The sequence below is a fragment of the Amycolatopsis rhizosphaerae genome, from assembly GCF_007713715.1.
Lineage (GTDB): Bacteria > Actinomycetota > Actinomycetes > Mycobacteriales > Pseudonocardiaceae > Amycolatopsis_E > Amycolatopsis_E rhizosphaerae.
In genome coordinates this window covers 1-10816 of sequence record NZ_VJWX01000237.1, presented here as the reverse complement: position 1 = coordinate 10816, position 10816 = coordinate 1, and the positions used below count along the sequence as shown (strand labels likewise).

Below are 10816 nucleotides of genomic sequence, written 5' to 3'. Positions count from 1 at the left end.
GCCCCCACATCTGACGGTCCATCTGCCCGCCTTCGGCTCGCTCCTGCGCCGGGGCGCCACCCACCTGCTCGAATCGACGATCGTGCCGCTCGGGTTGTTCTACCTGATGCTCACCGTGGTGGGCTTCGACGGCGGCCTCATCGCGGCGCTGTCGTGGTCCCTGCTGGCGCTGGCGCGCCGGGTGGTGCTGCGCCGCCCCATCCCCGCCGTGCTGCTGCTCACCACCGGCCTCCTGGTCGCCCGCACGGTCCTCGGCCTGCTCACCGGCAGCGTTTTCCTGTACTTCCTGCAGCCGACCCTGCAGAACTTCCTGATCGCGTTCGTGCTGGTCGCCACGGTGCCCACCGGCCGCCCGCTCATCGCGAAGCTGGCCGACGACTTCTGCGCGTTCCCGGCCGCCTTCCGCGAACATCCGCGCGTGGTCCGGGTGTTCCGGCGGCTGTCCCTACTGTGGGCGCTGGTGTTCCTGACCAACGGTGCGGCCACGCTGTGGATGCTGGCCAAGGCGACCGTGGGTAACTTCCTCGTCGTCTCGACGGCGGGTTCGTGGAGCGTGATCGGCCTGGCCATCGTGGTTTCGCTGGTGTGGTTCCGCCGCGCGCTGCGCGGCGAGGGCATCACCCTGCGCCTGGGCCCGGCCTCGGCGGCCGCCTGAACTCGCCCGCCGTGATGCCCTCCTCGATGGCGAGGCGGGTCAGCTCCGGCCTGCGCCGCCTGCCCGTCTTGTCCCGGATGCGTTCCAGGTAGGAGCGGACGGTACGGACGCTGATGTCCATGGCCACGGCGATGTCGGTGTCCCGTTCGCCCGCGGCGACCAGCGACAGCACCTGCCGCTCCCGCTCCGAAAGCACGCTCTTCACGCCGCGGTTCGAGTCGAGCAGGTACGAAGCCAGCGTGGGCGAGACGTGCGTGTGCCCCGCGGCGATCTCCCGCACCGCCCGCAGGATGTCCGGCCCATCGGCCTCCTTCGACAGGTAACCCCGCGCCCCGGCCGAGACGGCACCGAGGACCTCGTGCTGCCCGGCATGGGCGGAGACCACGAGCACGTGGTGCCCCATCCCGGCCACCCGGTGCACCGCCGCGGAGTCGGCGACCCCCCGCAGTTTCAGGTCCAGCACCACCACCGAACCCGGCGGCTGGCCCGACGCGGCGAACGCGGGGACGGAATCGACGACGGCGCCGACCTCCATGTCCCCGGCCTCGGTCAGCACCCGCGCCACGGCCTCCCGGTACAGCGGGTGATCCTCGATCACCCCAACCCGGATCCGCGGCTCGCCGGACATCGGGACCTCCTGTGGCCGTTTTTGCCGACAGCGCTCGCCGCCGATCCGCTTATTCTGTACCAGCAAGCGAAGAAGGGCGTCGACCATGACCACCGCCGATGCCCGGCTGCCCGGCATCGCCGGGGGCGGGCCAGGACGCCGCGACGGCAGGCCGAGGCCGGCGGGCCGCACGTGGCTGCGGCCGGTCCGGTTCGGGCAGCTCGCCGCGTGGGAGGTCGCGGCGTTCGCGGTCCCGCTGGCCTGCCGCGCCTACGGCCCGGGGGCCGTGCTGCCTGCCGCGCTGCTGGCGCTGTTCGTGGTGGCGGCGACGTCGGTCCGCGTCGCCGGGCGCCATCTCGCGGGCTGGGCCCTCACCTGGATCGCCTACCGCCTGCAGGCGCACGACGACCGCCGCCGCACCACGGACCCGCTGCTCGTGCTCGCCCCGGATCTGCGGTTGCGCCAGCACTCCGACCGGGCGGGGAACCGCTTCGGCATCGCCGGGATCGGTGACGGCTGGACGGCGGTGGTGAAGCTGACCGGGGAGCCGGATCTCCCGGCCGTCACCGCCATCGCGCGCCGGGCCTGCGAGGACCTGGAGATCCCGCTGGGCAGTGCGCAGGTGCTCGTGCGTTCCCGCGCCGGACGGCGGACCTGCCTGCTCGCCGTCCGGTACCAGCCCGGGTACGCGCCCCTCGCCGCGTTCGCCCGCGGGCAGGGCGAACTGGGCGAACTGCGGGCCACCGCCCGCGCGGCGCTGGGAGTGCTGGGCGCGCTGTACGACGCCGGTTGTGGCGGCACCGTGCTCGAAGCCGGTGAACTCGCCGCCGAACTCCGCGAGACGCTGGGGGCGCCGCTCACCGCCGAGGTCACCGACGGCTGGCGCTCGTGGACGGCGGGAACTGTGAGCCAGGCCTGCTTCATGCCGCTGCCCGGCGCTTCTGTCGAACCGGTCGCCGACTTGCAAGGCGCCCTGGGCACCACGGTGTCGTACACGGTCCGCCGCACCCGCGGCGGCCGGCTCCGCGACGAGGTCACCATCCGCGTCGCCTGGCCCGCGGGTACGCGCCGCCCGCAGCTCCGCGAGCCGTCCCTTCCCGCCGTGCCGCTGTACGGGCGACACGAGGCGGCCGTTCGGGCCACGCTGCCTTTCGCCCTACCGCGATAAAAGGCGCAATTCGTCCACTGGACCGACTTTTGTAGGTACCCCTTCACGGGTTCCGTCAATACATTTCGTCCCGTCCTTCGACAATTCGGCACCGGAGGTTTTTCGATGCGAAAGACGGGCGCGGTTCTTTTCACGGCGGCGGCTATTGCGGCCGGCGCGACGGCAACGGTGAGCGCCGAAGCGGCCACTCCGTTCATCATCGGCGGCACCACGGTCGGTTCCGCCCCCTGGGGCGCGCAGGTGTACTGGGACGACGCCACCAGCTACGGCGGTTTCGAATGTTCCGGAACCATCATCGCGCCGCAATGGGTGCTCACCGCGCAGCATTGCCTGAATTCCCCCGGAATGCACGTCAAGGTGGGCAGCGTGGCGCTCGGCCAGGGCGTGGACGCCGATGTCGACCAGCAGTACGCCTCACCCGACGGCGACATCGCGCTGCTGCACCTCGCCACCTCGGTGAGCACCACCTACATGCAGCTGGCCGACAGCGACCCGGCGACGGGGTCCACCAACCAGATCTACGGCTGGGGCCGCACGCAGGGCAGCAACCCGCCGTCGAGCACCCTCAAGACCGCCACCGTGCGGGTCACCGGCACGAGCACCGACGCCTACGGCGGGTCCGCGATCGCGAGCCAGGGTGTGTCGGGTTCGGCCTGGCACGGCGATTCCGGCGGTCCCGAGCTGGCCAATGGAAAGCAGGTGGGCGTCTGCTCCACCGGAAACAACACCGGCTATCAGACCAACGGCACCCAGAACTACGCCAAGGTCTCGGCCAGCCGTTCCTGGATCCGGCAGACCGCGGGCGTCTAGGAATTTTCCCGCGGTCGTTTCGACGACCGCAATTCCCCCGATACCGGGGTGAGCGCACCCCGGCCCCTGCTCATTGTTTTCGTATGGGACAGTGCTGGGGTGCGCAAACGCCCCTATGTCCTGGCCTCCGCCGCGATATCGCTCGACGGTCGTCTCGACGACACGAGCGGGGACCGGCTGCTGCTCTCCAGCGAGGAGGATTTCGCCAGGGTGGACCAGGTTCGCGCCGGTGCCGACGCGATCCTGGTCGGGGCGAACACGATCCGCACCGACAATCCCCGGTTGCTGACCCGCTCGGGCCCGCAACCGGTCAAGGTCACCCTCAGCACCGGTGGCGGGCTCGACCCGGCCGCGAGGTTCTTCACCACGGGCACGGCGGGCAAGCTGGTCTACGTGCCCACCCCGGCGGTGGCGGAGGCCACGGCGCGGCTCGGTCCGGTGGCCACCGTCGTCGACGCCGGTGACCCGCTGGATCTTCACCGCCTGCTCGCCGACCTCGCGGACCGGGGGATCGGCCGCCTGATGGTCGAGGGCGGCGGCAGCGTGCACACGCTGTTCCTGCGCGAAAACGTCGTCGACGAACTGCATCTGGTGGTGGCCCCGCTGTTCGTCGGCGAGGAGGACTCACCCCGGTTCCTCGGCACCGGCCCCTTTCCCCGGGGCAGGCTGATGCTGGCCGAAGTGCGGCAGCTCGGCGACGTCGTGCTCCTGCGCTACCTGCTCGGCCAGGCCGCCCGCGATCATCGCAGGCTGCGGGAGGCCGTCGAACTCGCGGAACGGTGCCCGCCTTCGGCCACGTTCCGGGTGGGCGCCGTGATCACCGACGCCGAGGACAGGGTGCTGTCCACCGGCTATTCGGGCGAAACCGACCCGAAAGACCACGCCGAGGAGATCGCGCTGGCGAAGCTGGGCCCCGACCCCCGGCTGGCCGGCGCCACCATCTACAGCTCACTGGAGCCGTGCAGTGCCCGCGCCTCGCGTCCGGTCACCTGCACCCGGCACATCCTCGACGCCGGAATCCCGCGCGTGGTGTTCGCCTGGCGCGAGCCGAACCTGTTCGTCGACGCCGAAGGGGCCGAACAACTCCTGGCCGCCGGGCGCGAGGTGGTCGAGATCCCGGAACTGGCCCCGCTGGTCCGGGCCACGAACCGCCACCTCCCCGGCGTCATGGGGACCGGCTGAGCCGCGCTGCCCGGCGCTGCCGTGACGGGACCCCTCACGGGAAACGCCCGGGGGAAGGTCAGCGCGGGACCCACAGGGTGGCCCGGGTGCCGTCGCCGGGCCGGGACTCGATCCGGCACCAGCCGCCGACCTCGGCCAGCCGCGCCGTCATCGACTCGCTCACCCCGAACCCCGGCGGACGCTCCTCCTCGTCGTATCCGGCCCCGTGATCGCGGGTGACCACCGCGATCCCGCCGTCGCGTTCCTCCATGCGCACCACCACATCCCGCGTTCCGGCGTGTTTGAGAGTGTTCCGCAGCGCTTCCCGCACCGCGTCCCGCATCGCCGCGCGGCGTGCTTCGGAAAGCCGGTCGTCACCGATGTCCGACAACGACAACTCGGCACTGAGACCGTCCCGGGCCATTTCCGCGGCCACCGCGGCCAGTTCGGCGGCGAGACCGTCCGGGGCACCGGCCGTGCCGAGCACACGCCGCAGTTCCCGGGCCTGCGCACGCGCGGCGTCGCGCACGCGGGCGAGTTGCGTGCGGGGATCGCGATCGTCGGCGGAGGTGCTCAGCGCGATCGCTTCCAGCGCCTGCAGGGCCGTGTCGTGCAGGATCCGCTCGGCGCGGGCGCGCTCCGCGGTGTGCCCCAGGCGCAGCCCGATCGCCAGCGCCAGCCGCGTGGCCAGGCCGATCAGCAGGAGCGCTCCCCCGGACGCCACCACCGCGACCACGAGCATCGCGGCCCCGCTCACCAGGGTTGCGAACTCGGCGTCGCCGATCCCGGGCAGCGGTCCCGCCCACAGCAGCACCCCCTCCATCGCAGCGCCGAGCGCCGCGACGAGGAGTCCGGCGGGCACCCCGCGCCCGATGGTCCACAGCGCGACCGTGCCCGTCAGGTACACGAAGGTCACCCACTGCCCGGGCCAGTACAGCGCGGCGGGCGAGGCGAAGGCCGCGACCGGCGCGGCCACCAGCGCGAACGCGGCATCGGCGGCCAGCAGCACCGGGGTGCGGCGGCCGCGGCGGTCGGGCACCCGCAGCACCCAGAGGATGCTCGCGGCGCTGCCCGCGATGCCGAGCCAGGCGATCACGTTCAGCACGGCCGTGGCGGGAAAGGCGAGCACCAGCCACAGCCAGGCGGCCGGGAGCATGCACAGCCGGTAGGCCAGCGGCAACAGCACCGCGTACCGCGTCGCCCGGATCATCAGCGGGTCGTCGGCGGGCTCCACCCGGCTGCGCGCCAGCGCGCTCAGCCTCCCGGCCGCGGCGAGCGGCTCCGGATCGTCAACGCCGGGGGGCAGTTCCCGCGGCGTGGAGGCCAGGACGGGGGCGCCCCGCCGGAACAACGCGCCCACGTAGTTCTGACCGCGCGTCAATGTCCACCGTGCTCCCTCCCCCCGGTGGTTGCCGATTGCCTGCCAAACGGTAGCAAAGGAAACCAATCAGTGTGTGGGAGCGAGTGCCCGGCACCGTCCCCGAAACGGTGCCGGGCAGGTCAGGAAAGGTCCATACCGAGGTCAAGGGCCGGTGAGGAGTGCGTGAGCGCACCGACGGCGAGGTAGTCGACGCCCGTTTCGGCGTACGCTCGCGCGTTTTCCAGCCGCAGCCCGCCCGAAGCCTCCAGGCGGGTCTTGGGCGACACCTCGTCCCGCAACCGCACCGCGGCCGCGCAGTCCTCCGGCACGAAGTTGTCCAGCAGGACCTCGTCGGCGCCCGCGCGCAGCGCTTCGGCCAACTGGTCGAGGGTGTCCACCTCGACCTCGCACGGCAGGCCGGCGGCATGCTCCCGGGCGGCCCGCAGGGCGGCGGTGACCGATCCGGCGGCCACCACGTGGTTGTCCTTGATCAGCACGGCGTCCCCGAGGCCCATCCGGTGGTTGACCCCACCGCCGCAGCGCACCGCGTACTTCTGCAGCAACCGCAGTCCGGGCAGGGTTTTCCGCGAATCGCGGATCGCACAGCCGGTACCGTCCACTTCGGACACCCACGCCGCGGTGGCGGTGGCGATCCCGGACAGGTGGCACAGCAGGTTGAGCGCGGTGCGCTCCGCGGTGAGCAGTCCCCGCACCGGGCCCCGCACCACCAGCGCCGGTTCCCCGGCGACGAGCTTGGCGCCGTCCCGGCTCGCCCGCAGCACCTCGTAGTCGCCGCCGAGCTCGTGGTCGAACACCGCGAGCGCCGCCGGAAGACCCGCCAGCGTGCCGTTCACCCTCGGCGTGAGTTCCGCGGTCGCCGTCGCGTTCCCGGGCACGGTCGCGAGCGTCGTCGCGTCCGGGCCGTACCGGAGGTCTTCGGCCAGCGCGGTCTCCACCACCCGCCGGAGGTCCTCGTGATCGAGGTCGGTCATGCCACTCCCATCGCCGGAACCGGATCCGCCAGCACCGGCTGCCCCGAGGGGCTCAACCGGATCAGCTGGCTGCGCCGCCACATCTGGTCGTCGCGTTCGGGGAAGTCCAGGCGGACATGGGCTCCCCGCGACTCGGTGCGCCGGGCGGCCGCGGCGACGAGTGCCTGCGCCACCAGGGTGAGCGCGGCGTCCTCGACGTCCCGGTGCGTGCGCACCAGGACCTCCTTCGTCGACAGATCGAGCACCGAGCCGACGACCGCGAGCCCCTCGGCGTCGCGCCCGATGGCCGCGTACCGGCTCATCACCCGCTGCACCGCGTCCCGCTCGACGACCGGCACCGGCCGAGGCCGCCGTGACCTGCCCTGCTTCGGATCCGCGAGCACACCCGCCGCCAGGTCGGCGGCGACCGCCTCGGCCGCCGCCGTGCCCGCGACCAGCCCCTCCAGCAGGCTGTTCGAGGCCAGGCGGTTCGCCCCGTGCAGCCCGGTCCTGGCGACCTCGCCCGCCGCGTACAACCCGGTCACGCCGGTGCGGCCGTCCGTGCCGGTCACCACCCCGCCGCAGGCGAAGTGCGCCGCCGGGGTGACCGGGATGGGCTCGCGCGCGGGCTCGACACCGATCGCCCGGCAGGCGGCGTACACCGTCGGAAACCGTTCCGCGAACGAGGAAACCCCGGTCGCGTCGAGGAAGACGTGATCGTCGACACCGCCCGGAGCCTGCGCCATCCGGCGGGTGATGGCCCCGGCCACGACGTCGCGGGGTGCGAGGTCGCCGAGCGGGTGCACGCCCCGCATCACCGGGGCACCGGCACCGTCGAGCAGGACCGCGCCCTCCCCACGCACCGCCTCGGTCACCAGCGGGCATCGCCCGCGCGCGCCGGGGGTGTAGAGCACGGTGGGGTGGAACTGCACGAACTCCAGATCCGCCGCCTGCGCGCCCGCGCGCAGAGCCAGGGCCAGGCCGTCGCCGGTGGCGATCTCGGGGTTCGAGGTCGCCTGGTAGAGCTGGCCGAGGCCGCCGGTCGCGACGAGCACCGCGGGCGCCCGCAGCACACCCGGCACGCCCTCCGGGTCCAGCACCGACACCCCGGCCACCTGACCGAGCGGAGTGAGCAGCGCGTCCACCGCGATATGCCGTTCCAGTACGGGAAGTCCCCGCCCGGTCGCCTGGCCGACGAGAGTGCGTTCGACCTCCGCGCCGGTCGCGTCCCCGCCGGCGTGGATCACACGGAAGGCGCTGTGCCCGCCCTCGCGGGTGCGGGCGAGCAGCCCGCTCGCCCCCGGGTCGAAGCGGGCGCCGGAACCACGCAGCCACTCCACGGCACGCGGCCCGGCATCCAGGATGGTGCGCACGGCATCGGGCTCGCACAGCCCGGCGCCCGCGATCAGGGTGTCCTCGACGTGCCGGGCCACCGAATCGCCCTCGTCGTGCTCACCGTCCAGCACCACCGCGACGCCGCCCTGGGCCCACCGCGTGTTGCCGTCGGAGACGGCCGCCTTGGTCACCACGAGCACGCGCAGACCGAGGTCCTGTGCCCGCAGCGCGGCGGTCAGCCCGGCCACCCCGCTGCCCAGCACGATCAGGTCTGCCCGCGCCTCCCACGCACAGGTTTTCGACCGTTGGTCGCTAACGTCGGTGATCATTCGCCACCGCCCGGCTTGCCGATCTCGATCATGCGCTGCACCGAGGCACGGGCCCGCGCCGCGGTCTCCGGGTCCACGTGCACCTCGTCGGCGCCTTCGCGCAGGGCCCGCAGCAGGGCGGCGGGGGTGATCATCTTCATGAACCGGCACGAGGCACGCTCGTTCACCGCGCGGAAGTCGATCTCCGGCGCGGCCTTGCGCAACTGGTGCAGCATGCCGATCTCGGTGGCGACCAGTACCGAACCGGCCTTGGTGGCCCTGGCCGCGTGCACCATGTCACCGGTGGAGAGGATCTTGACCCGCTCGCGCGGCACGGTGCCCTCGCCCGCCAGGTAGAGCGCCGAGGTGGCACAGCCGCACTCGGGGTGGATGAACAGGTCGGCGCCGGGGTTCGCGGCCGCGCGCTCGGCCAGCTCGGGCCCGTTGATCCCGGCGTGCACATGGCATTCCCCGGCCCAGATGTGCAGGTTCTCGCGGCCGGTCTCCCGTTTGACGTGGGCACCGAGGAACTGGTCAGGACAGAAGAGGACCTCCCGGTCGGCCGGGATCGAGGCGACCACGTCGACCGCGTTCGACGAGGTGCAGCAGATGTCGGTCTCGGCCTTCACCTCGGCGGTGGTGTTCACGTAGGACACCACGACGGCACCCGGGTGCTCGGCCTTCCACGCACGAAGCTGCGCGGCGTCGATCGAGTCGGCCAGCGAGCAGCCCGCACGGGCGTCGGGGATCAGGACGGTCTTCTCCGGGGCGAGGATCTTCGCCGTCTCGGCCATGAAGTGCACACCGCAGAAGACGATGGTGGAGGCGTCGCTCGCCGCCGCGATCCTGGACAGGGCCAAGGAGTCGCCGGTGTGGTCGGCGATGTCCTGGATCGCCGGCACCTGGTAGTTGTGCGCGAGCACCACCGCGTCGCGTTCCCGCGCGAGCCTGCGGACCTCTTCGGCCCACACCTCGTCCGCTTCGACCCCGTCGTAGGGCTGGTAGTCCTGCGCCATCGCCGTCGCCATCGGCCCTCCTAGAGCCACTCTAGTTTTCGCCTTATAATCGAAAACCATGCACAGTCATATTAACAGCAGCGCCCCCCTGGCACACGAGGTTCTGGCGGCCGTATTACAGGTGCGTTACGCCACACTGCGGGTGCTGCTGTGGCGGCGGGCGCTGGATCCGCACGTCGGACGCTGGTCGCTGCCCGGCGGCAGGCTCCGCCCGGACGAAGACGTGGAGACCTCGATCCGCCGCCAGCTCGCCGAGAAGGTGGACGTCCGCCAGCTCTCGCACGTCGAACAGCTCTCGGTGTTCAGCGCACCCGACCGCGTGCCCGGGCCCCGCGTGGTGGCCACCGCCTTCCTCGGCCTGGTCCCCTCCGACGTGGACCCGGAGGTCCCCGAGGACACCCGCTGGCACGAGGTGGACGCGCTGCCCCGCACCGCCTTCGACCACCGCGACATCATCCTGCGCGCCCGCGACCGGCTGCGGTCGAAGCTGAGCTACACCAACGTCGGATTCGCCCTCGCCCCACGGGAATTCTCCATCTCGGCGCTGCGGGAGCTCTACTCCGCGGCACTCGGCTACTCCGTCGACGCCACGAATCTCCAGCGCGTGCTGTCCCGGCGTGGCCTGCTCAAACCCACCGGGCACACCGCCCCGTCCGGCCGCAGCGGCGGCAGGCCCGCGGCCCTGTTCTCCTTCAGCGGCGAGGGAATCCAGGTGACCGACCCGTTCGCGGTCCTGCGGCCGCCGCCGAAAACGGCGGTGAGTGGCGGCCGGCGGCGGTGAGCTACGGAAAGCGGTGGTGAGCACAGCCGGGTGATTCCCAGTAGCGTGTAGCCCGTGAAGGACGCGGAATCGCAAGGCGGCGAAAAGACGACCCTGCCGTTGTTTCCGCTACAGACCGTGCTACTTCCCGGCGCGGTCCTGCCCCTGCACCTGTTCGAACCCCGCTACCGCCAGCTCGCGCTCGACCTGCTCAGCGGCACGGTGCCGGACCGCCGGTTCGGGATCGTGGCGATCCGGACGGCGATGGTCCGGGAGGTCGAGTCGGTCGAGCACGTACACGCCATCGGCTGCGCGGCCGTGCTGCGCGACAGCGAACGCCTGCCGGACGGCCGGTTCGACATCCTGACCCACGGCGAACGGCGCTTCCGGCTGCTCGACGTCGACCACACCCAGGCGCCGTACCTGATGGCGACCGTGGAATGGGTGCCGGACGAGCGACTGCCCGCGGCGGCGGCCGACGCCACCTCACGGCTGGCGAGCGCCGCCCGCTCGGCCTACCGGCGTTACTGCGAATCGGCCTGGGAACGCGCCTCGTGGACCCCGCCCCCGCCCGAGACGTCGCCCGCCGCGCTCGCCTACCTGCTGGCCGCCGACTGCCTGCTTCCGCTGCCCGACCGGCAACGACTCCTCGAGGAGACCCATCC

Annotated in this window: 11 protein-coding genes; 6 read left to right on the top strand and 5 right to left on the bottom strand. The window is 72.4% G+C overall.

Features of this window, described 5'->3' with window-relative positions:
- Positions 1 to 655: VC0807 family protein (locus FNH05_RS21975; protein ID WP_342781593.1), on the top strand; the 655-nt coding region annotated here is incomplete at its 5' end.
- Here the strand turns inward: FNH05_RS21975 and FNH05_RS21970 are convergent.
- The gene (locus tag FNH05_RS21970) at positions 618 to 1283 is read right to left on the bottom strand and encodes a LuxR C-terminal-related transcriptional regulator (protein WP_144590601.1); all 666 of its coding nucleotides are present in this window, start codon (positions 1281 to 1283) and stop codon (positions 618 to 620) included. The two genes, FNH05_RS21975 and FNH05_RS21970, sit on opposite strands and share 38 nt — an antisense overlap.
- Positions 1284 to 1368: 85 nt before the next feature.
- On the opposite strand from FNH05_RS21970, the gene FNH05_RS21965 reads away from it, so the two are divergent.
- From FNH05_RS21965 to FNH05_RS21955, 3 genes are all read left to right on the top strand, one after another.
- Positions 1369 to 2430, top strand: coding sequence for a type VII secretion protein EccE (locus tag FNH05_RS21965; RefSeq protein ID WP_144590600.1), 1062 nt, complete (start codon positions 1369 to 1371; stop codon positions 2428 to 2430).
- Between the two features lie 105 nt (positions 2431 to 2535).
- Positions 2536 to 3240, top strand: a complete 705-nt coding sequence (locus tag FNH05_RS21960; protein ID WP_144590599.1) for a S1 family peptidase — start codon at positions 2536 to 2538, stop codon at positions 3238 to 3240.
- A 99-nt stretch (positions 3241 to 3339) separates the two neighbouring features.
- Positions 3340 to 4422: a dihydrofolate reductase family protein gene (locus FNH05_RS21955; RefSeq protein WP_144590598.1), complete on the top strand. Its 1083-nt coding sequence runs from the start codon at positions 3340 to 3342 to the stop codon at positions 4420 to 4422.
- A 58-nt stretch (positions 4423 to 4480) separates the two neighbouring features.
- Here FNH05_RS21955 and FNH05_RS21950 read toward each other — a convergent pair whose 3' ends face one another.
- The 4 genes from FNH05_RS21950 to nadA form a co-directional block, all read right to left on the bottom strand.
- Positions 4481 to 5782 (bottom strand): sensor histidine kinase, encoded by a 1302-nt coding sequence (locus tag FNH05_RS21950; protein ID WP_144590597.1) that lies wholly within the window; start codon positions 5780 to 5782, stop codon positions 4481 to 4483.
- 119 nt (positions 5783 to 5901) lie between these two features.
- Positions 5902 to 6753 (bottom strand): carboxylating nicotinate-nucleotide diphosphorylase, encoded by an 852-nt coding sequence (gene nadC, locus FNH05_RS21945; RefSeq protein ID WP_144590596.1) that lies wholly within the window; start codon positions 6751 to 6753, stop codon positions 5902 to 5904.
- Positions 6750 to 8396 carry an L-aspartate oxidase gene (locus FNH05_RS21940; RefSeq protein ID WP_144590595.1) on the bottom strand — a complete coding sequence of 549 codons (1647 nt, stop codon included), beginning with the start codon at positions 8394 to 8396 and terminating at the stop codon, positions 6750 to 6752. Before FNH05_RS21940 ends, nadC begins: the two co-directional genes overlap by 4 nt.
- Positions 8393 to 9403, bottom strand: coding sequence for a quinolinate synthase NadA (gene nadA, locus FNH05_RS21935; RefSeq protein ID WP_144590594.1), 1011 nt, complete (start codon positions 9401 to 9403; stop codon positions 8393 to 8395). The genes FNH05_RS21940 and nadA overlap by 4 nt, the downstream gene beginning before the upstream one ends.
- A gap of 109 nt (positions 9404 to 9512) precedes the next feature.
- Between nadA and FNH05_RS21930 the strand changes: the two genes are divergently transcribed.
- Positions 9513 to 10172: an NUDIX hydrolase gene (locus FNH05_RS21930; RefSeq protein WP_222426676.1), complete on the top strand. Its 660-nt coding sequence runs from the start codon at positions 9513 to 9515 to the stop codon at positions 10170 to 10172.
- Positions 10173 to 10226: 54 nt separating this feature from the next.
- Positions 10227 to 10816 (top strand): LON peptidase substrate-binding domain-containing protein (locus FNH05_RS21925; RefSeq protein WP_144590592.1); only part of this gene is annotated, 590 nt, incomplete at its 3' end.

Coding starts and splice junctions, on each gene's coding strand:
- FNH05_RS21960 (WP_144590599.1), top strand. CDS start 2,536: ATGCGAAAGACGGGCGCGGTTCTTTTCACGGCGGCGGCTATTGCGGCC.
- FNH05_RS21940 (WP_144590595.1), bottom strand. CDS start 8,396: ATGATCACCGACGTTAGCGACCAACGGTCGAAAACCTGTGCGTGGGAG.
- nadC (WP_144590596.1), bottom strand. CDS start 6,753: ATGACCGACCTCGATCACGAGGACCTCCGGCGGGTGGTGGAGACCGCG.
- FNH05_RS21965 (WP_144590600.1), top strand. CDS start 1,369: ATGACCACCGCCGATGCCCGGCTGCCCGGCATCGCCGGGGGCGGGCCA.
- FNH05_RS21970 (WP_144590601.1), bottom strand. CDS start 1,283: ATGTCCGGCGAGCCGCGGATCCGGGTTGGGGTGATCGAGGATCACCCG.
- nadA (WP_144590594.1), bottom strand. CDS start 9,403: ATGGCGACGGCGATGGCGCAGGACTACCAGCCCTACGACGGGGTCGAA.